The organism is Mesorhizobium sp. WSM4809, assembly GCF_055811655.1.
On sequence record NZ_JBVVQW010000012.1, the window covers coordinates 102,287 to 126,936 of the forward strand.

A 24,650-nucleotide genomic window follows, 5' to 3' on the forward strand; every position below is an offset into this window, starting at 1 on the left:
AATCGAATAGGCCAGATCTTTCCGCGCCTCAGGCAACGGGCGTCCAGATCACGTCCTCGATTTTTTGCGCGCCGGTGGCCAGCATCGCCAGCCGGTCGAAGCCGAGCGCGATGCCGCTGGCCGGCGGCATGATGGCAAGCGCGGCGAGGAAATCCTCGTCGAGCGGATAGCGCTCGCCATAGATGCGCTGTTTCTCATCCATCTCGATGATGAAGCGCCGGCGCTGCTCCTTGGCGTCGGTCAGTTCGCCAAAGCCGTTGGCGAGCTCGACGCCGCAGCAATAGAGCTCGAAACGCTCCGCCACGCGCGGGTCGCGTGGGCTCGGCCGTGCCAGTGCCGCCTCGGCCACCGGATATTCGCACAGGATGGTCGTTCGTCCCTGCCCGAGGAATGGCTCGATTTTTTCCACCATCACCCGGCTGAACAGGTCGGCCCAGCTGTCGTCGGGCGCGGTACGCATGCCGGCCCGGATCAAGGCGGCGTATAGCGCGTCGCGATCGGTGCTGCCGTCGGCGGCGACCGTGGCCAGCAGATCGATGCCGGCATGGCGAGAGAAGGCATCTGCCACCGTCAGCCGTTCCGGCTCGGCGAACGGATCGCAGTCGCGGCCCCGGAAAGAGAAAAGAGTAGCCCCTGCCCTTGTCGCGGCCAGCGCCAGAAAGGCCGCGCAATCCAGCATCAGGCTCTCATAGGCCTGGCCCACCCTGTACCATTCGAGCATGGTGAATTCGGGATGATGCAAGGGGCCGCGCTCGCGGTTGCGATAGACCGGGCCGAAGCTGAATATCCTGACCTCACCGGCGGCGAGCAGCTTCTTGCAGGCGAATTCCGGCGAGGTGTGGAGATAGAGCGGCGCCCTTGCACCGTCCGGCCCGACCGCTTCGGTGGCGAAAGCCGCCAGATGCGCCTCGTTGCCGGGTGAGACCTGCAGGGCTGCCGTTTCCACCTCGACGAAATCATGGGCAGCGAACCAGTCGCGCAGGCTGGCGGCGATGCCGTTGCGCAGCATCAGCCGCGGGCGGCGGTCGGCGTGAACGTCAGGCGTCCACCAGGGCGAAGCTTCGGTCATGCGGCTCGGATCATGGTGGAATGGGGCTGGCGGCGGCGGCCAAGATGCGGTAGGCCCCCATCCAGCGCCGCACAAGCCGGCAAACGCCAGTCAACTCTTCTTGCAGGATTTAAAACCGTGGTGAAAGTCATCGCCAGTTCGCTCCGCAAAGGCAATGTCGTCGACAAGGACGGCAAGCTTTATGTGATCCTCTTTGCCGAAAACATCCACCCAGGCAAGGGCACGCCTGTAACGCAGCTCGACATGCGCCGCATCGGCGACGGGGTGAAGGTTTCGGAGCGCTACCGCACCACCGAACAGGTGGAGCGCGCCTATGTGGAAGAGCGCGAACACACCTTCCTCTATCGCGACGGCGAAGGCTTTCATTTCATGAACCCGGAAAGCTACGACCAGGTCGCGGTGTCGGAAGCCGTGGTCGGCGACATGGCGCCTTACCTGCTGGAAGGCATGGCCGTGCAGGTGTCGCAGTTCAACGGCATCGCCATCTCCCTGGTGCTGCCGCAGCGCGCCACCTTCGAAGTGGTGGAAACCGAGCCGACCACCAAGGGCCAGACGGCGTCATCCTCCTACAAGCCGGCCGTGCTGTCCAACGGCGTACGCACCCTGGTGCCGCCGCACATCGCGCCGGGCACCCGCGTGGTGGTGATGACGGCAGATGGGGCTTATGTGGAGCGGGCGAAGGACTGAGGGGGGGGGCGGCTTTTAGCTTCAGGGGTGAGCGAGCGAAGGCGGTTATTCCTGAGCGACCGCTTCGCGCATGAGCTACCCCTCAGGGACAAGGCATCGAATAGCCGCCGTTGGGCCGGGAGCTGACAGGCTGGTTCTGGCGAGCGATCATGGGATAGCTGCCGTACCGCCCCCGACCTCGTTACTGTTGAAACGGCAGCGCTGGTCTCACCAAAAACGGCCACTAGAATAGGTTGCTGATATGGCGGTTTCAGATCAATTGCGGACATTGGCAGACGTTCGCGCCCGATACGCCCTAATCCAGCCTGGAAACGGGGATCAGGGCGTTTCCATCTCGAAAAATTTCAACTAGGTGCACGTTCTTGAGCCCGTCCCAATATCGCGGATTTATGTGCTCGAAGACGATCATCTGGAACTCTTTTCCCATTGCATTTGCCGTAGTGATGAACTGGTCCAAAAGCTCCAGTGCCAACTTGACCTTTGCGACATCGCTCTGGTCGACGTCCTTCTCGCCCTCCCCGTCCTCCTGATCATCCTCGCCCCAGTAGGGCCTAGAGAACTGATCAATAATCAGAAACGGTGCCACGTGAATGCCGTCGTTCCGCATAATCAGTTCATGCAGACCAAGGAACAGAAACAGGTGGAGGAACATGTGGTTGGAACTGCTGCCGACGTTCTCGGTCGATGCTGTTCTTGGCTTGCGCAGGTGAAGCTTCTTTTCCGAGTAATTGAAGGCGGAACCATATTCGCCATAGTTCCCGAGCGCTGCCTTTGTTAGAGAAATATAATCTTGGATTGCCTCATCAAGGGCCCTGGTGAACAGCTCTTGCCGGTCGTTGACAGGTGACACAGCGAGGTCTTCGATTTCAGCTTCCAGGTTTGCGATCAACTTACTGTTGTCTGGAGCCTTTTCTGACTCTGGATCGCCGTACAGCTCAAGCTTGGCCTTTGTTTCGCCGATGAAGATATACTTATCTTTGTCGGTCTCGAAGCTCTCCATCTCGGCGGGAAGGGCTTGAAGATCTTTTTCGAGCTTCTGGCGCTGAGTTTCCAATGCCTTGATAATTTCGGAGATGTTACTGTCCAACGGCGTCTTTCGAGCAGTAGCGTCTTTAATCTGCTGTAGACCCTCGGAAAGGTTCCTGAGGATGTCGTCGAATACGGATGTCCGAACCGTCTCCTCGTAGTTCCTCATCAGATATTCAACGGGCTGGAGGCTATCCGCTGTCTCCCTGAGGGTCATCCTTATGATTTCCGTACTCCGAAGCGAATTTGCGAAGCCCCCTGATCTTTCGAGAAACTCGGTATATCTGTGAAGAAATTTCCTCATACTGCGCGGACACATACAGATCGGGGCCACTCTCCCGCTCTGTCACCATTCGCTTCAACGCGGCGACTGAAGCATCTGCGTCTGCATCGTCGGCAAAGAGTCCGTACCCCTTCGCCCGCGCGACGGTTTCAGCCAATTGGGCGTTAAACTGATCGCGCTTTTCCTGCGTTTTCGCGGCCAGTTTTTCAAGGCGGGCGAGGCTTCGCTCCAACTCAGCCCGCTTCTCTCGCTTCAGTATGTTCTCGACCGTGTCGATCCCCACAGCAATGTCGAATATGCGCGGTAACGCCTCTTGGTAGCGAGGCTCGTTCTGCTTGTCGAAAAACTGATCGCTATGCGTGATTATATCTTGAGAGATCGTGTTGAAGAGCAGGAAGTATCGCAGCGACACCCTAGAACCGGTTTGCAGCGTTCTCCCGCCAAAGGGAATTTTGACGTCTTGGTCGATGCCGAAATCAGCGCTCAATTGCTTTTTCAAAACGCTTTCGCTGATATTCGGGATCGGCGCGGAGTCCGGCACTTCCCCTATTGAGGAGAAGTAGTAATCAGACGATGTGGTCGTTCCTGCCGGTGCCCGTCTTGCCAGCGTATAGATTTTATCGTTCACATGAATGCGCAGTCCGTACCAGGCGACATTTTCGTTGATAATGCTCTCAGAAATCCGATGCTTGCTTGCGAACATGCAATAGTCGGCGATGTCTAGGATGGCGGTTTTACCAGTGTGGCTGTCTCCGGTAATCACATTCACCTTGTTCGGCAAGAAGGTAACGGACCTTCTTTTTTCGGTTTTGAGCCACAGGTTCAGGCTTTCGATGTAGAATTTCATAGCTCGATCCTCGCATTGAGGTAGAAAACTTCAGCATCGCTGGAAACCAGGGCAGCTATGTTTGGTGACGCGCGCTTAACGCGCTCGGCGCGTTTGCCCATCGATGCGTCGAAGGGGAAGTCAGACGCAATAACCGCGCCGTCGCCTTTCAATTGAAGCACGCCCATCTCATACAAAAATTGGAGGGCATTGACGGTCGGAGTAAGCGACGCAAAGTATCGCTCATTGAAATTGTAGAAGAATTCGATGTTATCGATCAGATACTGCTCAAAACTGACAAATCGGAATCTACCATCTGCGAGCTTTTTAACCATCTTACGATGCGCAACAACTGGCAAAATCAACGCAATTTGGGAAATCTTTAGAAATTCCGCTTCTTTCAGCACAGAGGAGATCGCGAACGCATTGATCCCAAGATTGTTGTAATATGAACTGAACTTCACTTGTAGCGGTCTTTCCAGTCGCTCAACCAGCCAATCACCGGCCGATCAGAGAGATCGTAGAACCCGCCATGGCTCATGGGTATCGGAAGCTCCTGCGAAGCAAGCGTCAACTTTCTTTGCCGCAGATCTCCGACAATCGCACGGGCAGATGCGCCCTCGTCACCAGTTGACTGTTGGCCTGAGTAGGCCTGGAGGAACTTGCCTTCCCACATGACGGAAGCCTCTTCCTCCAAATCGTCAATATCAGATTGGGTGATATCCCCGTCCTGGATCAGTCGTTCCATGTTGTCGCGAAAGTGCAGCCGCCTGGTGGTGAACTTCGTATGAAACTCGATGTTATCCTCCGGGACGTCATTGATATCCACCAATTGCTTGATGAACGTCTGGTCGAGGAGATTGTCCGGCAAAATACGCGGAAATTTCCTGAAAAGCAGACTGCCGCTCCGAGCTTTATCGAAATACCGTCGGTATTTCTGGGTGAATTCGTCAAAGCTGATCGTGATTTTCTGCCCTGCCTTGACGGTGGCGTAGGAATTTTGCCGTAACTCTGAGTCGATGGCGTGAAAAACGTCGTCAATACGGGATTGGTGTATCTGCTTCTCGGCGATGGACACTCTGCATAGGTTGATGACTTCGTCCTTCCCCAAAGCGAACGACAGGTGTTCAAAAAACCTCTCTGACACGGCGGCGTCGAGTGAGAGCACGTCATCGATGTAGCCTTGAATCACCTGGTCTTTGCTTTTCGCCTTGAGCGACGTGATATCAGCGACAAGCTCAGCATGACTTTTGGTGGTAGCTTTGAAGGCTTCAATGGATATCAGAAGGGCATTTTTGTCGTTTTCTGACTTGTTGGATGCAAGCAGGAAGCTGGTCTTTTTAAGAAAGGCAAGCTGAGAATCCACGAACGCCCGTCCATCCGCCGGGTCGATGATCAATTTGCACCAGTTCGAAATGGATTTCCAAAGATCACTGTCCATCGTCGTAAGATTGATAGGAGCGCCCTGTGCACTCGTCTGAACTGTGTGCTTCAGTTGGACAAGTAGATTAGTGCCGTCTGGACGCTCTATATGAACATCATCTAAAACTTCCAAGCCAACAACTTGGCCGATTTTCAGATTTAGCAGCTCATTCAAAAAGTAATAATACTGGTAGTCGAAACCGATTGATTTATCTTCTGCACTAGTCGTATCGACACGCGACCTTCCGCTCATGACCTGCCAACAGAATTCGAGAAAACACGCCCCAAGTTGTTACTCCGACACCTAGCAGCTGCTAATCGCTATTTCAATTTACTAACAGTGGGATTTGGAGCTAAGATCCATATCAATTTAATCGATTCAGTCACCGACTTCGCCTTCTCGGGTATTGAGAAGGAATATCTGGAGATTCTCGCTCCGTTGAATAAATTTCGTCCCGTCCGGAGCCGACAGGACTCTGGAACTTTCTGTCCAACTCAGCCTGCGCGGAGGTGGCGAGCATGTCCGCTTTCAGTGGAAGGTTCCGACCGTCCGAAATGACCGATAAGAGGCGCATAGCCGCCATTCGGCCGTGAACTCGACTATATCCGCATCGGGTCAAATGCGACCGTTCCATAGGCCGCCTTTTGCTCGCTTAAGACAGTTCGGCAAGCAGAGTAGGCGTCAGGCCTCAGCGGCACGCCATCACCCTCACGCGCCAACATGGTTCCCGCGTTTGCCTCTCCCACCCCTCGCCTCCACCACCCTCTCCACCTGCCGCTTCAGCTCGTCCTTGATATCCACCGTCTCGTTCATCAGCGCATCGATCTTCAGGAAATCGAGGACGCGGTATCTCGAAACCGCCGGGCGGACCAGGATGTCGGGGCGGCATTGCTTCAGCTTGTTGGCGATGATCGACTGCATCATCAATTGCGTGGCGCCGAACATCAGGTCGACGGAGGTCGGCTGTTTGCGATCGGCCTCTTCCGGCGCGCCGACCACGTCGACGCCGATGATGATGTCGGCATCGTTCTCGATCAAGTCGAACGGCACAGGGTTGTAGATGCCGCCGTCGATCAGCAGCCTGCCGTCGCGCATCACCGGCCGGAACACGGCGGGGATGGCCGCCGAGGCCGCCAGCGCCGAGTGCAGGTCGCCGTCTTCGAAGACCGCAAGCTTGTGGCCGAAATAATCGGTCGCTGTCACCTTCAGCGGGATTTTCAGCTCGGCAAAGGTTTCGGGAATGGCCTCGGGAAGAAAGGCCTTCAGGATGCGCTCGACGTTGAACTGGCTGACGCGGATGCCGTTCTGCATGGCTTCGGCGATGGTGCCCGGCCGCGCCCGCCACATGCGGCTCGCCACCTCGGCGCGGCGGCCAAGGATCGAGCGGGCGTAGTCGTGAATGTCCTTGCCGGCCATGCCCGATGCCATGCCGGCGCCCATGATGGCGCCGATCGACGAGCCGGCGATCGCCACCGGCCTGATGCCCAGCTCGTCCAGCGCCTCGATGACATGGATATGCGCCAGCCCGCGCGCGCCGCCGCCGCCGAAGGCGATGCCGAAGCTAGGCGCCATTTTGCGTGACTCCTGCCTCGTTTCTGGCCGGCGACGGAGACCGCCAATTGTTGAAGTTGGCGCCGCCCCTCACCTGCCTGCCGGCATCCTCTCCCCGTATAGTGACGGGGAGAAGGGTGCTGCCATCGCCGATTTCGCCAATCACCAAGGTTGCAAGGTGGGGGCCGAGGTTGCGGCCAACCCCCTTCTCCCCGTTACTATACGGGGAGAAGTGCCCGGCAGGGCGATGAGGGGCGGCGCCGGCGTCCGGAAAAGAGAAATGCGTGCCGGGGCTCATCCCTTGCCGGCTCCGGCCAGTTTCGGCCCGATGACCATGATGGTCGGCTCGGCGGTCAGCAGCTTTTTCGCCGCCGCCTTGACCTGATCGAGCGTCACCGCGTTGATGTAGCCGGCGCGGCGCTGCATGTAGTCGATGCCGAGATCGTCGAGCTGCAGTTCGACCAGCGTCGAAGCGATGGCGCTGGAGGAGTCCAGATTGTTGATGGCGTAGGCGCCGATCATGTATTTCTTGGTCGCCGCCAGCTCGGCTTCGGTCGGGCCTTCTTCGGCCAGTCGCTTGACCACGTCGCGGACGATGCCCAGCGTCTCGACCGCGCGGTCGGAGCGGGTGCCGGTGCTGACGATCAGCGCGCTGGCGTGGTCCTGGTTGATGAGCGAGGAGTTGACGCTGTAGGCCAGCCCGCGCTTCTCGCGCACCTCCTGGAACAGGCGCGAGGTGAAGGTGCCGCCGCCGAGGATCTCGTTCATCAGCGCGGCGGGGAAGAAATCCGCCGCCTTGCGTTTCACGCCGGGAAAAGCGAGCTGCAGGGAGGTCTGCGGCAGGTCGTAGTCGACCTCGATATGCTGCGCCAGCTTCGGGTCGATATCGGCCACCGGCCTAAGCGCCTGGTTTTGCGGTAGGTCGCCAAACACCATGTCGAGCTTCTTCTTCAGCGTCTCCGCGTCGATGGCGCCGACAACGGCGACACGCAGCCCGCCGCGCGCGAACACCGCTTTGTGCAAGGCATTGAGATCATCGCGCGTGATGGTGGCGATGCTTTCCTTGGTGCCCTGGTCGGAGCGGGAATAGGGATGATCGCCATAAAGCGCTCGCGCCCATTTGTTCTGCGCCACCGTGTCGGGATCGTTTTCGCCGGCGATGATGCCGGACAGGATTTGGGCGCGGATGCGGTCGATCGGCAGCTGGTCGAAGCGCGGCTCGTTGACCGCCAGCCGCAACAGGTCGAAGGCCTGGTCGCGCTGCTCGGCCAGCATGCGCATCGAGCCGTAGATGCCGTCGCGGCTCTCGTCGAAGCTCATCTCGGCGCCGGCATCGTCGAGCTTGATCTGGAAGTCTTCGCTGTCGAGCGGGCCGGCGCCTTCGTCGAACAGGCCGGTCATCAGATTGGCCAGCCCTTCCTTGCCGACAGGATCCTGCGTCGAGCCGCCGCCGAAGACGAAGCGGATGGCGACAACCGGCACGGAATAGTCCTCGACCAGCCAGGCGGTGATGCCCTTTGGCGAGGTGACGGACTGGATGTCCATGGCCCGCGCGGTGAGTGCCGGCAGGATGAGGAAGAGGATGGAGAGAAGTAAAGTGATCAGCGGGGCGATGGCGCGGCTCGGGGTGGTCGTTCCAAACGAACAATTGTCGAAGTCGGCGCCGCCCCTCATCGCCCTGCCGGGCACTTCTCCCCGTATAGTGACGGGGAGAAGGAGGCTGGCCGCAACCTCGGCTTCCGTCTTGCAACCATGGTGACTGGCGAAACCGGCGATGACGGCGCCCCTCTCCCCGTCACTGTACGGGGAGAGGATGCCGGCAGGCAGGTGAGGGGCAGCGCCAACGCTCGATCTCTTCATCAAATCAATTCCCCGCCTGTTGCTGCGGCAGCAAATAACCGGTGGTCGACCGGGCGAGCACGAGATAGCGCGCGGCGGCGGCCTTGACCTCGTCTGTCGTGACCTTGCGGATGCGGTCCGTCCACTGCTGGACGTCCTGCACATTGCCGCCGGTGGCCAGCGTCGAGCCGTAGATGTTAGCCATGGAATCCTGCTTGTCGCGGGCAAAGGTCATCGATCTGATATAGCGGTCCTTGGCCTTCTCCAGCTCCGATGGCGTGACGCCATCCTTGACGATGCGCACCACTTCGGCATCGACCGCCGCTTCGACGTCGGAGATTTTGGCATCCCCGCGCGGCGCGCCATAGACGGTGAAGTTGGTGTCGTCGAGCATGGTGCCCTGGAAAAAGGCGCCGGCGCTGGATGCGATACCTTGCTGGACGACGAGCGCCTGGTAGAGCCGGCTGCGATTGCCGCCGCCAAGGATCTCCGCCAAGAGGTCGAGCGCTTCCGCCTCGCCCGGCTTGCCGGTGTGATAGGACGGCACCACCCATTGGGTGGAAAAGCTCGGCACGCTGACGCGGGCATCGGCGAGCGTCACCGTGCGCTTGGTGTTCTGCTCCGGCTCGACCGGGCGTATGCGCGGCGGCAGTTCGGGGCCGCGCGCCACCTTGCCATAGGTCTTTTCGGCCAGCGCCCGCACCGTGTCCGGTTCGACATCGCCGGCAACGATCAGCACCGCGTTGTTGGGCCGGTAATATTTGTCATAGAAGGCGACAGCGTCGGCGCGGTTCAGCTGCTGCATCTCCTGCATCCAGCCGATGACCGGGATGCGATAGGGCTGGTTCTGCCACAGCGTCGCATCGACCTCCTCGTCCAGCACGGCCTCGGGGCTGTTGTCGATGCGCGAGCGGCGCTCCTCGAGGATGACATCGCGCTCGGTCTTGATGACATCGTCGGTGAGAATGAGATTGCGCATGCGATCAGCCTCGAAACTCATCATCAGCTCGAGCGCCGACGGCGCCACCGTCTCGTGGAAGGCGGTGTAGTCGTAAGAAGTGAAGGCGTTGTTGGAGCCGCCTATATCGGAGATGGCGCGGTCGAACTCGCCCGCCGCATGGTTGGTCGTCGCCTTGAACATCAGATGTTCGAAGAAATGCGCGATGCCGGATTTGCCGGGCGGCTCGTCGGCGCTGCCGATCTTGTACCAGACCATGTGGGTGACGATCGGCGCACGATGGTCGGGAATGACAACCACCTCCATGCCGTTGTCGAGTAGGAAATCCGTAACCTTGAACTCGGCCGGAACCGTGTTGGGCAAGACGGGGCTCTCGGCCAGCACCGGGCTGGTCATGACAAAAGCCAAAGAGGTCGCCAACAGCGTTCCCCGCAGCCATTCAATCCTGGATGTCATCAACGGCTCCGGTTCTGTCTGCAGACTAGGCAAGGTACTGGCGACAAGCAAAGTTAATTGTTGGTCATTTTAGAGGCGGAGCTCGGTTCCTCGCCCCCGTGAAGCGGGGGAGAGGAACCGCCAATCGCGAAGGCGTATCAGGCCGCCTCGATAAAGCGGATGACGGTCTCGCCATAGTTGCGCTCGTCCAGCACGGAAAAGCCGGGGCCCGGCTCGAAGGGCGCCACTGCCGCCTCTTCGACCACGCACAGCGCACCAGGGCGAAGCCAGCCGCCGGCTTTCGCCGACTGCAAGGCGCGCTCGCCAAGGCCCTTGCCATAGGGCGGGTCGGCAAAGACGAGGCCGAACGGCGCCAGCGTGCCCGCTTCGCCAAGGCCGGTGGCATCGCGGCGGAAGATCTTGGTGCGGCCGGTCAGGCCGAAGGCCTCGACATTGTCGCGGATCAGGCCACGGCCTTCGGCCGATTCCTCGATGAAGACGCCGTAGGAGGCACCGCGCGACAGGGCTTCCAGCCCCAGCGCACCGGTGCCGGCGAACAGGTCGAGCACGCGCGCGCCGTCCAACTGCTCGGCAAAGCGATGCGCCAGCACGTTGAAGACCGCCTCGCGGGTGCGATCGGTCGTCGGCCGGATGGCGTCGCTGCGCGGCGTGGCCAGCGGACGCCCGCGAAACTCACCGCCGACGATCCGCATTACTTGCCCTTGGGGCCGCCGCGCGGCCGCTCACCGCGTGTGCTGGTCGGACGGTCGCCGCGCGGCTTGCCGAACGGCTTTGCGCCGGCCGGTTTGCCATAGGTCGGTTTGAACGATGCCTTTCGCGCCTTTGCTTCAGCGGCCTTGGCTGCGTCTGCATCGGCCCTGCCCTTGCCGATCGGCCGCGCGCCCGGTGCCATCCAGACATTGGCCTTGCGCTGGCCGGGCGGCTCGATCGGCCGCTGCTCGCGCTCGGATTTCTTGCCGCCGCCCGGCTTGCCGCCAAAAGCACCACGCGGCTTGTCGCCGAAGCCGCCGCGCGGTTTGTCTCCAAAACTGCCGCGTGGCTTGTCGCCAAAGCTGCGTTCGGGACGCGGGCCGCGTTCGCCAAAACTCTTCTCCGCGCTTCTGTCGGGGCTTGTCGACAGCTTGCCCAGAGCCTCGTCGCGGCTGCCTTCGCGGCGTTTGCGGTTCTTGATCAAACCGCCCTCGCCGATCGGGCGGCGCTCACCGTCGCGGGTGAATTTCGGCCGCTCCGGCTCCGGCTCGCGAACTTCCGTGCGCCGCACCGGCTTGTTGGAAAACGGCTTGGTGACATCGGCGTCGAAATTGGCGCCGGATTCCTCGACCAGGCGCTCGCCGAGTTGGTCACGCAGAACCCTGCCCTTGATCTCGAGCACATGGCCCTCGGCGAGGTCATCGAGTTGGAACGGCCCGTAGGAGATGCGGATCAGCCGCGTCACGTCGAGGCCGAGCGAGCCGAGAATGTTTCTGACTTCGCGGTTCTTGCCCTCGCGCAGGCCGATCGTCAGCCAGGCATTGGTGCCTTGCTCGCGGTCGAGCGTGGCTTCGATGGCACCGTAAAACACGCCGTCAACGGCAATGCCCTCGCGCAGGCCCGCAAGCGCGCTTTCCTCGACCTTGCCGTGGACGCGCACCCGGTAGCGGCGCAGCCAGCCGGTGGCCGGCAGTTCGAGCACGCGCGACAGGCCGCCATCATTGGTGAGCAGCAGCAGGCCTTCGGTGTTGATGTCGAGCCGGCCGATGGTCATCAGCCGCGGCAATTCAGCCGGCAGCACGTCGAAGACGGTCTTGCGGCCCTCGGGATCGCGGTTGGTGGTGACGACGCCGGCCGGCTTGTGGAACAGGAACAGCCGGGTGCGCTCGATCGGCGGGATTTCCATGCCGTCGAGATGGATGATGTCATCAGGCATGACGTTGAAGGCCGGTGAAGTCAGGGCGCGGCCATTGACCTTGACCCGGCCGGCAGCGATCAGCTCCTCGGCATCGCGGCGCGAGGCCAGGCCGGCGCGGGCCAACCGCTTGGCGATGCGCTCGCCTGCCTCTTCCGCGCCCTCGGCGGGACGCTGGCGTGGCTTGAAGCTGCCGCCTGCCGCGCCTTGCGGCCGATCGTTGAAATCCCGCTTCGGGCGATCGCCGAAATCGCGCTTGGGGCGATCGGCGAAGTCACGCTTCGGGCGATCGCCGCCGTCGCGCGGCGCGCGGTCACTGAAATCACGCTTGGGACGGTCGAAACGCTTTTCGCCGCCCGCTGCCGCCGCAGCCGGCCGGTCGCCCCGCGGTGCATAGGGTTTGCGCGGTCCTTCGCGCTTTTCATAGGGCTTGCGCTCGCCTTCGGCGGCCATTGGCCGGTCGCCACGTGGCGCATAAGGCTTGCGCGGCCCCTCGCGCTTTTCATAGGGCTTGCGCTCGCCTTCGGCCGCCACCGGGCGATCGCCGCGCGGTGCGTAGGGCTTGCGTGGTCCCTCGCGCTTCTCATACGGTTTGCGCTCACCCTCGGCGGCCATCGGGCGGTCGCCGCGCGGTGCGTAGGGCTTGCGCGTCCCTTCGCGCTTCTCAAAAGGCTTGCCTTCGGGACGCGGGTCTTTGCTGAAAGGCTTGTCGCCGCCCTTGAAATCGCGCTTCGGCCGCTCGCCATCGGCAGCCATCGGCCGATCGCCACGCGGTGCGTAAGGTTTCTTGGCGCCAAAGGACGGCTTGCCGCCCTTGCCCGCAGCGCCATCACGGCTGCGCGGTCCCGCGGCTTTCGGCCCACTCTTGGCCGGACCCTTCCTGGGTCGGAATTTCTTGTCGCTGTCGTCCATGTGGCCTTTATCCGTTTGCGCTGCTACAGCGTGGCGCATCCTTTCGGGCGCGCAACGAACGCTGTAGCACTTTTGATGTGGCGCATGATCATTTTCGAAAACCGAGTCCCGATTTTCGAGGTCCTGCGCTCAATAACAGGATCACTGGAGTTTGTCAGGGAAAAGTGGAGACCGGTTTTTCCAAAAAGACAAACGAAAATCAAAAGCCTGGAGCAAGTGCGGTTCATTCGAAACGAACTTGCTCCGTCAGGTGGCGAGGAGATAATCGGAGTGGAAATCGCGTGAAGCGGCCCGATTTCATGGCGCTGGCGCTGAAGGAGGCCGAGGCTGCCGCCTTGCGAGGCGAAGTGCCGGTCGGCGCCGTCATCGCCAATGGCGCTGGTGTTGTCGCCAGCGCCGGCAACCGCACACGCGAACTTGCCGACCCGACCGCGCATGCCGAGATGCTGGTCATCCGCGAAGCTTGCCGCAAACTGTCGGCCGAGCGGCTGACCGGCCATGATCTCTATGTGACGCTGGAACCTTGCGCCATGTGCGCCGGCGCCATTTCCTTCGCCCGGCTGCGCCGGCTTTATTTCGGCGCCGCCGACGACAAGGGCGGTGCCGTGGTCAATGGCGTACGTTTTTTCGCCTCGCCGACCTGCCACCACGCGCCCGACATCTATCCGGGCATGGGCGAGACCGAAGCGGGTCTATTGCTCAAGGAATTTTTCCGGGAACGGCGCGGCTGAACCGGGCGCAACGCCCGGCGACACAACGTGGTGTTCTTACAGAGACGGCATCCAGTCGAACCAGCCGCTGCCCTTCTTGCCTTCCGCCTCTTTCTTGAGGCGGCGTTCCTTCTTGTACTCGTCCTCGCCAAGCTGATCTTGCGGCGCCGTGCCGGCCGCGACACGATATTGCACTGGAGGCTCGCTCAGATATTTTCGGGTGTTCGGATCGCCTTGCTTGCTGTCGGCAAGGCGGCGCTGGATCTCGGCGGCACGGCCCTTGTCGGAATCGGCCGGTGTCCATGCCGGCGGGTGGCTCGACCCTGACTCCGCCATCGCCCTCTTCACCGAGGCCGGGTCCGTCTGCACGTCGTCGATGATCTCCGACTGATAGGCCGGGTCGTTCTGATGGGCGGTGGCGTCGGCGCGCAAGCGGGCGCGGCGCTGCTCGGGCGATTCGGGCCATTCGGCGCTCGCCGTCTCGATGCTGTCCTGCGGGGCCGGCAGCGCTTCCTTCTGGCCTGGCGCCGGCTTCACGAGCGTCGGACGCGGCTTGTAGTCGATCTGTTCCTTGCGCTTCGGCGCGAACGAAAAGGCGCCCGAAATATCGCCGGCCAGCTGTTCGCCGGCGGTCTTGTCGGTGCCGTAGGTCGGAGAGCCCATGCAGCCGGACAAAGCGAGGCCCGACGCGACAAGCGGCGCCAGCAGCGCCAAGCGCGCATTATATCTCTCGGTCATGCGAAAAAGTCCCACTCTAGACAGCCTCTCGATTGCCACCAGCCTTGTGGCCGGTCCCCATCGTCCAAGCACTTGCGACGGAAATCCGGCGACAATTTGTCTTCCGGAGTTTCGCGTGTTTACCTCAACCACTCGTTAAGGGCAACGCGCGGGCGGTTTTCGCCCGCCCGGCGTGGCATTTGTGCACCGATCCAGCCGACTAACCGTTAAAGCCGGCCAAGCGCCTTCAATTCATGCAGCACCGCCGCATCCCTGGCCGAAACATCCGGGAATTCCGGATCCTGGCCGACATCGGCGGTGTAGCGCCAGGAGCGTGCACATTTTAACAGGCCACGATCCTCGGCCTTCTCGACCACCACGGCGACACCCTTGACGTCGTCGATCGCGAAGGCGCCAGCCGGTGCCTCGCCATGAGCGATGACCAGATCGCTGGTGATCGCCATCTCGGCCATGTCGACATCTGAAATCGCCGCTTCGAGCGCTGCGTCGTTGATTGTGACGACCGGCACCGCTTCCAGCGACGATCCGATCACCTTCTGGGCGCGTGCGATCTCCAGCGCGCCGGTGACGACGCGCCGCACCTGCCGCACCTGGCGCCACTTTTCCGCCAGCGCCTCGTTCTTCCAGTCCGCCGGGATTTGCGGGAACTGGTCGAGATGCACCGAGACGGCGTCGGGATGACGGTCAAGCCAGGCCTCCTCCATGGTGAAAGGCAGCATCGGCGCCAGCCATTTCACCAGGCAGTCGAAGAGATGGCGCACCACCTGCACCGAAGCCTTGCGCTTCAGGCTCGACGGCGCGTCGCAGTAGAGCGCGTCCTTGCGGATGTCGAAATAGAACGCCGACAGCTCGACCACCATGAAATCGAGCAGCATGCGGGTGATGCGCTTGAATTCGAAGGCGTCGTAGCCCGAGCGCACGACCTCATCGAGCTCGGCCAGCCGGTGCAGCATCAGCCGCTCCAACTCCGGCATTTTCTCCAGCGGCACCTCTTCGCCATCGTCATGGGCAAGCGTACCCAGCATCCAGCGGATGGTGTTGCGCAGCTTGCGGTAGGCGTCGATGTTGGTCTGCAGCACGTTCTTGCCGAGCCGCTGGTCCTCCCAGTAGTCGGTCGTCACCACCCACAGACGCAGTATATCGGCGCCCGACTGCTTGATGACGTCCTGCGGCACCACGGTGTTGCCCAGCGACTTCGACATCTTGCGGCCATCCTCGTCCATGGTGAAACCATGGGTGACGACGGTGTCGTAAGGCGCCCTGCCCCTGGTGCCGCAGCTTTCCAGCAGCGACGAATGGAACCAGCCGCGATGCTGGTCGGAGCCTTCGAGATAGACGTCGGCCGGCCATTTCAGGTCAGGACGATCTTCCAGCGTGAAGGCGTGCGTCGAGCCCGAATCGAACCAGACGTCGAGGATGTCCATCACCTGCTTCCACTTCGAAGCGTCGTGATTGCCAAGGAAACGCTCCTTGGCATCAGCCGCGAACCAGGCGTCGGCGCCCTCCTGCTCGAAGGCGTCCATGATGCGCTGGTTGACCGCTTCGTCCTTCAGCACATTGCCGTCGGCATCGGCGAAGACGGCGATCGGCACGCCCCAGGCGCGCTGGCGCGACAGCACCCAGTCCGGGCGCTCCTCGATCATGGCGCGGATGCGGTTCTGGCCGGCGGCGGGCACGAAGCGGGTGTCGTCGATGGCCTTGAGCGCCCGGCTGCGCAGTGTCGAGCCGTCGCCGAGGTCCTTGTCCATGTAGACGAACCACTGCGGCGTGTTGCGAAAGATGATCGGTTTCTTGGACCGCCAGGAGTGAGGGTAGCTGTGCTTCAGCCGGCCGCGCGCGAACAGCGCGTTGCGCTTGATCAGCTCGTCGATGACGGCCTGGTTGGCGTTGCCCTTCTTGCCGTTGTCGTCGATGACACGCGCCGGTCCACCCTCCCGGTCGGGGCCGAAACCCGGCGCGTCCCTGGTGAAGAAACCGCCGTCGTCGACGGTGAACGGGATGGCGGGATCGATGCCGCGTGCGCGCAGATCCACCGCCGCATCCATCCAGGCGTCAAAGTCCTCGCGGCCGTGGCCGGGCGCGGTGTGGACGAAGCCGGTGCCGGCATCGTCGGTGACGTGGTCGCCGGCGAGCATCGGAACGGCAAAGTCGTAGCCGCCGCAAAGGCCCTTGAGCGGATGCGAAAGCGTAAGGCTTCCAAGCTCTTGCGCCGAAACACTGCGGAGACGATTCAAGGTGACCTTGGCCTTGACCGAGGAGTCTTCAGCCAGCGCGTCGGCAAAAATCAGTTTTTCACCCGGCTGCGGGCCGAATGCGTTCTCGGCTGCCGTGACCTCATAGAGGCCATAGTTGATGCGCGGCGAATAGTTGACGGCACGGTTGCCGGGGATCGTCCATGGCGTCGTCGTCCAGATGACGACATGTGCCTGCAGCAGATCGAGTGCGCCCTCCGTCAGCTTGGTCTCGCCATCGACAGGGCGGGCCAAGCTGGCGACCGGAAACTTCGCCCAGATCGTGTCGCTCTCATAGTCGTGGTACTCGATCTCGGCCTCGGCCAGCGCCGTACGCTCGACCACGCTCCACATTACCGGCTTGGAGCCGCGATAGAGCTGGCCCGACATGGCGAATTTCAAAAGCTCGCCGGCGATGCGCGACTCGGCATGGAAGGCCATCGTCGTATAGGGATTCTCGAAATCGCCGATGACGCCGAGGCGCTGGAACTCGGCCCCCTGCACAGCGATCCAACCCGCGGCGAACTCACGGCATTCCTTGCGGAATTCGTTGACCGGCACCTCGTCCTTGTTCTTGCCCTTGGCGCGGTACTGCTCCTCGATCTTCCACTCGATCGGCAGGCCGTGGCAGTCCCAGCCGGGCACATAGTTCGAGTCGTAGCCGCGCATCTGGAACGAGCGGGTGATGACATCCTTGAGGATCTTGTTCAGCGCATGGCCGATATGGATGTTGCCGTTGGCGTAGGGCGGCCCGTCATGCAGCACGTATTTCGTGCGGCCGGCAGCGCTCTCGCGCAGCTTTCGGTAGAGATCCATGTCCTGCCAGCGCTTGACCAGCAGCGGCTCCTTCTCCGGCAAGCCGGCGCGCATCGGGAAATCCGTCTGCGGCAGGTAAAGCGTCTTGGAATAATCGATCGTTTCAGTTGTATCGGTCATTGGTCTGCCATTTGCATTGCCCGGCGGGCGTACAAGCTCGGGCGTGAACTATCATGTTATGGAAAAAGCGCGAGGGGGCGCGCAGAAACTCCCGGCGGCTCCGGCGGCGCTCAGGCCACCCGGAACACCGGGCCTGTAATTCGTATCGCGATCGCGAAAAGGCGCGAAAAGCTGGTCATGGCTGGGCTTTTAGCCGAAGCCACGGCAGGAATAAAGCGTCTCGTTCGATTCACTTACATCGTGAAATCGAAGCGATAGGTGGTCGACACGCCGACCGTGAACTGGTTGCGGTCGCCACGCTCCTTGACCAGGCTGGAATCGGCCGCCGGTCCCATCAGGCGCGAATATTCGCCAAACAGGCTGGCGGTCATCGGCTCGGTCACCTTCCAGGTGATGGCGCCGCCGAGGCCTGTCGATTTAAGCCCGCCACCGGGATGATATTCGCTCAAGCCCGAGGCCACCGCTTCCTGCGCATTGACGCCATAATAGGCGTCGAAATAGTTACCCGACGCGAAGGAAACACGCGGTCCGCCCGAAATCCGCACGGTTGGCGTCACATCGTAGAAGGCGTCGGCAGCGATGTCGGCGACAAAGCCGTTGTGAGCGCGAATGCCGTGGCGCAGTTCGGCGCGGGCGCGCAGCCAATCCGTCGGATAGAATTCGAAGAAGCCGCCGACTTCGCCGCCCCAGCGCACCGGATCGAGGCCCTTCAGCTCGTCGGCATTGTCGTCGTCACGGGAAAACAGGAATTTGCCGGTCAGGCCGGCGCGGAAACCGCCATCATCGACCAGCGCCAGCGAGATGTTGTCGTTGCGCGAGACAAAGCGGGCAGCAGGTCCGGCCTTGCCCAGCGAAATGATCGGCGAGGCGCTGAGCAGGTACTTTTTGCCGCCCTCGAAATTCGGCGCCACCATGCCGGTGGCACCTACGGTCAGATACCAGTCGCCGGACAGCCAGCTGCCCTCGCCCGCATTGGCAGCGCCCGTCCCACCCAGCACCGCAGCGGCCAACACAAGAGAGATTCTTCCGACCGAACTCATGGCCACTCCACTAACACAACGCATATGATTGCCGATGACAGCTTTGACGGCCGTTTGGTAAAATTTGATTTAAACCCGAGACATATGCTCGCCCTTTGCCGCGATCCCGCTGCCGGTCATCGGCTGGACGTTGGCTCGCGCCCGGATTACCTTCCATCCGCAGTATTCCGCAGCCCTCGATGGAGACCGCGACAATGACCCTGCATGGCGATGCCTTGAAGATTGGGATCGAACAGACACGGACAAAATGGGGATGGTTTGTCGCACTCGGTGTGCTGCTGCTCATCTTCGGCGGCATTGCCTTCGCCAATCTGTTCGTCGCCACGGTGGCTTCCGTCTACGTCGTGGGATGGCTGATGCTGATGGCGGGTATCATCGAGATCGTGCACGCGTTCGGCGTCAAGTCCTGGAATCGCTTCTTCTACTGGCTGCTCAGCGGACTGCTGTACGCCGTCGCCGGCTTCTTCGCTTTCGGCAATCCGTTGCTTGCCTCGGCGGTGCTGACGTTCCTGCTGGCGATCGCGCTGGTCGCGTCAGGGGTGCTCAGGGCCTGGGTCGGCTACAGCCACCGGCCGGAACGCGGCTGGGGCTGGCTCGTCGCCGCCGGTGTCATCAGCGCGCTTGCAGGTCTGATCATCGCCATGGGCTGGCCGGTCAACAGCCTGTGGGTGCTCGGTCTGTTCCTTGCGATCGATCTGATCTTCCAGGGCTGGACCTTCATCGCCGTCGGCCTGGCGCTGAAAAAGTAGGGATCATGCCTGGACTCAAAAAGCCATGGCCGCGTCGAGATCGGAGAGCGGCTTGACGCCGGCAAGCAGCGCGCGTGCCTCGGCTTCATCGCGCTTCATCTGCGCGACCAGCGCGTCGAGCCCATCGAACTTCACCTCCGGGCGCAGGAAACCGAAGAAGGAAACCTGACAGACCTCGCCATAGAGGTCTTCGGAGAAGTCGAAGACGAAGGTTTCCAGCAGCGGCGCGCCATTGTCGTCGACGGTCGGGCGACGGCCGAAGCTGGCGACGCCGTCGTGAAGCGTGCCGTCGGAGCGGCGGAAGCGGACGGCATAGATGCCCTCCTTGAGTGCGGCTTCAGCCGACAGCCTCATATTCGCGGTTGGAAAGCCAAGGGTGCGGCCAAGCTGCTGTCCGCCCACCACCTCACTTTCGACGGTGAAGCGGTAGCCGAGCAGACCGGCGGCTTCAGCCACTTCGCCCTCGCCCAGCAATCCGCGGATGCGGCTGGACGACACCACCTCGGCGCCCTCGTCCCGGAAGGCGTCGACGAGCGTGACGCCGAAGCCGTGACGCTCACCCGCCGCCATCAGGTAGGCCGGGCCGCCTTGACGATCCTTGCCGAAGTGGAAATCGAACCCGGTCACGGCGTGGGTAATGCCAAGGTTCGTTTCAAGCACGTCCGTCACGAACGCTTCCGCCGACAGCGAGGCGAAGTCGTGCGTGAACGGCTGCTCGACCAGCGCGGCAAAGCCCAGCAGCGACAGGAGCCGCGCCTTCATCGGCGGCGGCGTCAGCACGAACAACGGGATATCAGGCCTGAAGATCTTGCGCGGATGCGGTTCGAACGTCAGCACCAGGGCCGGTACGCCGCGCCGTCCGGCCTCGGCAGAGGCGCGCTCGAGCACCGCCTGATGGCCGCGATGGACGCCATCGAAATTGCCGATCGCCACCACGCCGCCGCGCAGGTCGGCGGGAAGCGGCGCGGTTGCCAGGACGCGTTGGAAGGCTGCCATCGTCACCTACCGAAGTCTGGGAATGACGGCCACCGGACCATAGCCATGCTTTTCCAGGAACGCCGCCAGTCTTGCCGGATCCGGTTGCAGGGCATCGCCATAGTCGCGGGCATGGATGCCGCCGGAGACATAAAGAACATCGAAGCCATTGTCGGCGGCGCCCTTCACATCGGTCATCATGCCGTCGCCGATGGCCAGCACCTGGCCGCGCTCGACCGGCTGGCCAAGAATCTCGGCGACCTCCTTCATCGCGAGATTGTAGATCGGCGCGTATGGTTTTCCAGCGATCAATGTGCGGCCGCCAAGCTGGGCATAGTCACGCGCCAGCGCGCCGGCACACCAGATGATGCGTTCGCCACGCTCGACCACGATGTCGGGATTTGCGCAGATGAAAGGCAGGTTCCTGGCGCGCAGCCGCCGCAGGAGCTCCGTGTAATCCTCGAGTTTTTCGACCTCGTCGTCGAACAGGCCGGTGCAGACGACGCCGGACGCCTCGAACTCCTCGACAAGCTCGACGTCGAGACCTTCATAGAGGGTGAAGTCCCGGTCGGCGCCGATATGGAAAATCTTGCGCGGCCCTTCGGCGATCAGATCCCGCGTCACGTCGCCTGAGGTAACCACCCGGTCGTAGGCTGACGGTGGAACACCGATCGCGTTCATCTGCGCCACGACATCGGCACTTCTGCGCGGCGAATTGGTGATCAGGACGACGGGGATTTTCGCCTCTCGAGCCCTTGCCAGTGCGGAAGCCGCCACCGGGAAATGCGTTTCACCATTGTGGACCACGCCCCAGACATCGCACAGGATTGCCGAATAGGCTTTCGACACGTCTTCGAGCGAGCCGATCATTTCAGGCGAATCCGCCATGCCGTTTCCTTCAGTCATGATCGTTGCGATCGCTGCCACCGACGGTTCGCCGCAGCCGGTTCGGATTAGCCGAACCGCCCCGGCCTGTCACCAGTTTTCGCCAGGCGCGCGAGCGGCAGTGGATGTCTCGCGCGAAAGGCTGCGATGGGTAAGTCCAAGGTTTCCTCGCTTCAGTAGCTGCAATGGCGGCGCACTATCGTGCCGTGGGGCCGGCATGGTTAACTAGCCTCCAAAAAACTGGCCGGTCTTTGACGCATCCAGCAACGTGAAAATTAGCGTTTTATGAGCATCGTCATGCCGACCACTGGTTTCTGGGCTGGGATGCTAAAAGCGATGATCCTCGGATTCGCGCGCGACAGGCGCGGCAACTTTGCCTTGGCAACCGCCATGGCGATGCTGCCGATGATGCTTGGCGTTGCCGGAGTCATGGATCTGGTGGGCACCAGCGAGGATGCCGCGCAATTGCAGAACTCACTGGACGCGGCGGGGCTCGCCGTCGGCACAAAGTATTCGCCCGGCATGACGGCAGGTGATGTCCAGGCGCTCGGGCTGACATTTTTCGCGGCCAATATGAGCATTGCCGACCAGCAAGAATATTCGGGCAGCGTCTCCGCCTTTTCGGCAGCCGCGAGCGGCGACCCGAGCGCCTACTACATCTCGGTTTCGTCCAAAATCAGCCGAGCAAGCTTCATCAGCGGCGCGCCCGCTTGGCAGGCTCATCGCTCGGCCTCGGTCAAACTTGAGCCTGGCGCGCAAGCCTGCGTGCTGGCGCTCGATCCGCAGGCATCCGCCGCCGTGAGCCTGCAGGGCTCGACCAGCGTCTCGATGAGCAACTGCGTGATCGCGGCAAACTCGGATGCGCCCGACGCCGTGAACAGGGGCGGTTCCGCACTGGTTTCAGCGGGCTGCGTCTCGACTGTCGGCGGCACTTCCGGGCTTTCGTCACCCAACGCCACACTCACCTGTGGAATGCCGCTCGAACATCAATATGCGTCTTTTGATCCTCTGGCCGACGTCGTCCCTCCCCCCTTCACATTGTGTCTGCCGGTCCCGAACGGCAAAACCTACACGCTGTCGCCCGGCACGTATTGCGACAAGACATTGTCGGGGGACATCACACTTGATCCGGGCGTCTACATCCTGCGCGGCACCACCATCAAGCCCGGCGGCAACGGTAGCCTGACAGGCCACGGCGTGACTATATTCCTCATGGAAGGCGCACAGCTCTACATAAATGCCAATGAGAAAGTGGACCTTTCCCCGTCCACCAGCGGCCCCTATGCCGGCATCACCATTTTCGAGGATCACGGGAACACGTCCGCCTTGACGCTCAATGGCGGGGCAAATTCCACGATCAGCGGTTTCGTCTATGCGCCTGACGCGCCCATTTCCTACGCTGGCAACTCAGATATGAGCAGTCAGGGCGATTGTCTGAGGCTTGTCGGCAAGACCGTGCTGATGACGGGAAACTCGTCCGTCAGGACGGATTGCACGGCCATGCTTGGAAATCGCGAGATGTATGCCAGTCGCCGCATCACTCTCGCGAAATGAAGAGGCCACGTTTCGTGCGTCAGCGGTAGTGAAAGCGCCGGTCGCCCACCGTCTCGATCGGCACATCGGTTGCGAAAATCGGTCATCCGGCGCCGGATGATGGCACGGTGCGGAAGGCACTCGCGCTGAAGATGGCGACAGACGCGCAGCGCTGAGAGTGCAAAACGGCAGTCGCCACTATCAGCCGCCGAAGACGTCTTTCAGGAATGCATGAGAGGCAAGGATGGATTGCTCGGCCGCATTGTACTGCATCCGGTGACCATAGGTCTCGATGCCAGTCTTCAATCCTGCGGAGTCAAATCCGTGACGAGCACCCGGGTAGACGTCAGCTGTACGGAGCTTCCCTTGCCGCTGCGCTGCGTAGCGCCGATCAGTATCAAGGTCGGGGCCGCCATGTCGCCATTCGTTGCCGAACAATCCGGATAGTAGGCGATCGCAGCCTTGAATTTGCGCTCCATAAGCCGCTCGTCTCCACCAGATTGCAAGGCCTCGAGCGTTGCGTTCCCGCCAGCGGAGAACCCCATCAACGCAATGCACCGCGGGTCGCAAAACTGTATTTCGATAGGAATTCCAGAGCGCCGTAGGCGTCATATATGCGATCAACAGAGTGGAGGCCATCACAGGTCTCCTTTATGCCGCGGTTGCTGAAGCTGTCGACGACGAGGACGACGTAACCCCAGGAGGACAGTCGCTCGGACCAGGTTTTCTTTACACTTCCGGGCAGACCTGAACATCCGTGCAGAACCACGACAGCCGGCAACGGCCCCTCACCCGGCGGACGCGTTAAATACCCCTGCAGCGGCGTGCCGGGAACGGCCTTCGGGACCTTGCCGCCTGCTTGCGCAATGCGCTTCTGAAATGACGTTGGCTTCGAAGCCGCGCTTTCAAACTGCACCGGCTGGTCAGCGCGCGCTGGCGCGGCAGGCAGATAGCTACCGATACAAAGGCAGGCCAGACAGACGATCTTGTTGGGCAGGCTCGGCAGGGTGAAGGCCATGGGTGCCTGCTTCGTTACATCGGCCGCCTTATCTGCTGTACCCGCTCGGGCTCGACCACCTTGCGGTAGAGATGCCAGGTGGCATGGCCGAGCACCGGCATGACGACGGCGAGCCCGGCAAACAGCGGGATCGAACCGATCACCAGAAGCACGGCGACCAGCAAGCCCCACAGCGCCATTTGCAGCGGGTTGGCCATCACCGCCCGGGCCGAGGTCTCGATCGCTGAAACGGCGCCGACGTCACGGTCGAGCAGCAGCGGGAAGGCAACCACGGTGGTGGCCAGCACAACTACGGCGAAGACAAAGCCCGCGGCATTGCCGGCAAGGATCAGCGTCCACCCCTTGCTGGTGGTCAGCACGTCGCGGATGAAGCCACCAATCGAGGCCGGCGGCTGGTCGCCAAACAGCCCAGTGTAGATCGATTGCGCGGTGTAGAGCCACAGCAGGAACAGCGCCACCAGCATGACGCCGATGACAGCGATCGACGGAACCGCGGACGAGCGCCGCACGTCAAACGCGTGCCGCCAGGAGGTGTTCATGCCGAGCTCGCGCCGGCGGCTGATCTCGTAAAGGCCGAGGGCCGCAAATGGCCCAAAGCAGCGCGAAACCCGACATCAGGGGATAGATGAGCTGGATGGCATTGGCGCCGGACGTCCACTGCGTCAGGATCAAGCCGACAATGGGATAGATCAGGCACAGGAACACGTAGTGCGATGGTTTTGCCCAGAAATCCTCGAAGCCGAGACGCAGCGCGTCCCAAAGGTCCGACGTGGTGATGCGGCGCACCGTTGGCTGCACATGCATTCCACGTGCGTCCGCCATGACATGAAAGCCGGCCATAACCTTCCTCCCGTGTGTCGGGGCGGTGTGTCGGGGCGGTCACCGCCTGGATGGCCGCCCGGAGCTGCCATTTCTCGTAC

Annotated in this window: 19 protein-coding genes and 2 pseudogenes; 4 read left to right on the forward strand and 17 right to left on the reverse strand. The window is 61.8% G+C overall.

What is annotated here, in order from left to right; translation table 11 throughout:
* Positions 1 to 28: 28 nt before the first annotated feature.
* Positions 29 to 1,069: an EF-P lysine aminoacylase EpmA gene (epmA, locus tag AC0L24_RS24795; protein ID WP_473564221.1), complete on the reverse strand. Its 1,041-nt coding sequence runs from the start codon at positions 1,067 to 1,069 to the stop codon at positions 29 to 31.
* 117 nt (positions 1,070 to 1,186) lie between these two features.
* On the opposite strand from epmA, the gene efp reads away from it, so the two are divergent.
* Complete coding sequence (gene efp / locus AC0L24_RS24800) at positions 1,187 to 1,756, forward strand: elongation factor P (RefSeq protein WP_027038615.1); 570 nt, start codon at positions 1,187 to 1,189, stop codon at positions 1,754 to 1,756.
* A 295-nt stretch (positions 1,757 to 2,051) separates the two neighbouring features.
* Here the strand turns inward: efp and AC0L24_RS24805 are convergent, their stop codons facing one another.
* The 9 genes from AC0L24_RS24805 to AC0L24_RS24845 all read right to left on the reverse strand — a co-directional run bounded on the left by AC0L24_RS24805 (position 2,052) and on the right by AC0L24_RS24845 (position 12,915).
* Positions 2,052 to 2,999, reverse strand: coding sequence for a DUF3732 domain-containing protein (locus AC0L24_RS24805; RefSeq protein ID WP_473564222.1), 948 nt, complete (start codon positions 2,997 to 2,999; stop codon positions 2,052 to 2,054).
* On the reverse strand, positions 2,974 to 3,912 hold the full coding sequence (locus tag AC0L24_RS24810) for a hypothetical protein (protein WP_473564223.1): 939 nt from the start codon (positions 3,910 to 3,912) through the stop codon (positions 2,974 to 2,976). The genes AC0L24_RS24805 and AC0L24_RS24810 overlap by 26 nt, the downstream gene beginning before the upstream one ends.
* Positions 3,909 to 4,355: a three component ABC system middle component gene (locus AC0L24_RS24815; RefSeq protein ID WP_473564224.1), complete on the reverse strand. Its 447-nt coding sequence runs from the start codon at positions 4,353 to 4,355 to the stop codon at positions 3,909 to 3,911. The genes AC0L24_RS24810 and AC0L24_RS24815 overlap by 4 nt, the downstream gene beginning before the upstream one ends.
* Complete coding sequence (locus AC0L24_RS24820) at positions 4,352 to 5,566, reverse strand: hypothetical protein (protein ID WP_473564226.1); 1,215 nt, start codon at positions 5,564 to 5,566, stop codon at positions 4,352 to 4,354. Before AC0L24_RS24820 ends, AC0L24_RS24815 begins: the two co-directional genes overlap by 4 nt.
* A 456-nt stretch (positions 5,567 to 6,022) precedes the next feature.
* On the reverse strand, positions 6,023 to 6,886 hold the full coding sequence (locus AC0L24_RS24825; protein ID WP_473564227.1) for a patatin-like phospholipase family protein: 864 nt from the start codon (positions 6,884 to 6,886) through the stop codon (positions 6,023 to 6,025).
* Between the two features lie 273 nt (positions 6,887 to 7,159).
* Positions 7,160 to 8,539, reverse strand: coding sequence for a M16 family metallopeptidase (locus AC0L24_RS24830; RefSeq protein WP_473564240.1), 1,380 nt, complete (start codon positions 8,537 to 8,539; stop codon positions 7,160 to 7,162).
* Between the two features lie 190 nt (positions 8,540 to 8,729).
* Positions 8,730 to 10,118 (reverse strand): M16 family metallopeptidase, encoded by a 1,389-nt coding sequence (locus AC0L24_RS24835; RefSeq protein WP_473564228.1) that lies wholly within the window; start codon positions 10,116 to 10,118, stop codon positions 8,730 to 8,732.
* 137 nt (positions 10,119 to 10,255) lie between these two features.
* Positions 10,256 to 10,810: a 16S rRNA (guanine(966)-N(2))-methyltransferase RsmD gene (gene rsmD, locus AC0L24_RS24840; protein ID WP_127810766.1), complete on the reverse strand. Its 555-nt coding sequence runs from the start codon at positions 10,808 to 10,810 to the stop codon at positions 10,256 to 10,258.
* Complete coding sequence (locus AC0L24_RS24845; RefSeq protein ID WP_473564229.1) at positions 10,810 to 12,915, reverse strand: pseudouridine synthase; 2,106 nt, start codon at positions 12,913 to 12,915, stop codon at positions 10,810 to 10,812. The genes rsmD and AC0L24_RS24845 overlap by 1 nt, the downstream gene beginning before the upstream one ends.
* 281 nt (positions 12,916 to 13,196) lie before the next feature.
* On the opposite strand from AC0L24_RS24845, the gene AC0L24_RS24850 reads away from it, so the two are divergent.
* Positions 13,197 to 13,646: a nucleoside deaminase gene (locus AC0L24_RS24850; protein ID WP_127271509.1), complete on the forward strand. Its 450-nt coding sequence runs from the start codon at positions 13,197 to 13,199 to the stop codon at positions 13,644 to 13,646.
* Between the two features lie 36 nt (positions 13,647 to 13,682).
* Here the strand turns inward: AC0L24_RS24850 and AC0L24_RS24855 are convergent, their stop codons facing one another.
* The 3 genes from AC0L24_RS24855 to AC0L24_RS24865 all read right to left on the reverse strand — a co-directional run bounded on the left by AC0L24_RS24855 (position 13,683) and on the right by AC0L24_RS24865 (position 18,570).
* Positions 13,683 to 14,363 (reverse strand): hypothetical protein, encoded by a 681-nt coding sequence (locus AC0L24_RS24855; RefSeq protein ID WP_127271160.1) that lies wholly within the window; start codon positions 14,361 to 14,363, stop codon positions 13,683 to 13,685.
* 206 nt (positions 14,364 to 14,569) lie between these two features.
* The gene (gene ileS / locus AC0L24_RS24860; protein WP_127810768.1) at positions 14,570 to 17,530 is read right to left on the reverse strand and encodes an isoleucine--tRNA ligase; all 2,961 of its coding nucleotides are present in this window, start codon (positions 17,528 to 17,530) and stop codon (positions 14,570 to 14,572) included.
* A 233-nt stretch (positions 17,531 to 17,763) separates the two neighbouring features.
* Positions 17,764 to 18,570, reverse strand: coding sequence for a MipA/OmpV family protein (locus tag AC0L24_RS24865; RefSeq protein ID WP_127810769.1), 807 nt, complete (start codon positions 18,568 to 18,570; stop codon positions 17,764 to 17,766).
* Between the two features lie 194 nt (positions 18,571 to 18,764).
* On the opposite strand from AC0L24_RS24865, the gene AC0L24_RS24870 reads away from it, so the two are divergent.
* A complete protein-coding gene (locus AC0L24_RS24870) occupies positions 18,765 to 19,319 on the forward strand; it encodes an HdeD family acid-resistance protein (RefSeq protein WP_127331536.1) in 555 nt (184 codons plus the stop codon).
* A 15-nt stretch (positions 19,320 to 19,334) separates the two neighbouring features.
* Here the strand turns inward: AC0L24_RS24870 and AC0L24_RS24875 are convergent, their stop codons facing one another.
* Together AC0L24_RS24875 and AC0L24_RS24880 are read right to left on the reverse strand one after the other, a co-directional pair.
* Positions 19,335 to 20,315, reverse strand: coding sequence for a bifunctional riboflavin kinase/FAD synthetase (locus AC0L24_RS24875; RefSeq protein WP_127810770.1), 981 nt, complete (start codon positions 20,313 to 20,315; stop codon positions 19,335 to 19,337).
* 6 nt (positions 20,316 to 20,321) lie between these two features.
* The gene (locus tag AC0L24_RS24880; protein ID WP_164873864.1) at positions 20,322 to 21,182 is read right to left on the reverse strand and encodes a TIGR01459 family HAD-type hydrolase; all 861 of its coding nucleotides are present in this window, start codon (positions 21,180 to 21,182) and stop codon (positions 20,322 to 20,324) included.
* A gap of 387 nt (positions 21,183 to 21,569) precedes the next feature.
* Here AC0L24_RS24880 and AC0L24_RS24885 point away from each other — a divergent pair, with 387 nt between their 5' ends.
* Positions 21,570 to 22,733 (forward strand): pilus assembly protein, encoded by a 1,164-nt coding sequence (locus AC0L24_RS24885; protein ID WP_164874005.1) that lies wholly within the window; start codon positions 21,570 to 21,572, stop codon positions 22,731 to 22,733.
* A 180-nt stretch (positions 22,734 to 22,913) separates the two neighbouring features.
* Here AC0L24_RS24885 and AC0L24_RS24890 read toward each other — a convergent pair.
* A pseudogene (locus AC0L24_RS24890) lies at positions 22,914 to 23,730 on the reverse strand (dienelactone hydrolase family protein).
* 14 nt (positions 23,731 to 23,744) lie between these two features.
* Positions 23,745 to 24,570 (reverse strand): annotated as a pseudogene (locus tag AC0L24_RS24895) (DUF2189 domain-containing protein).
* Positions 24,571 to 24,650 lie beyond the last annotated feature (80 nt).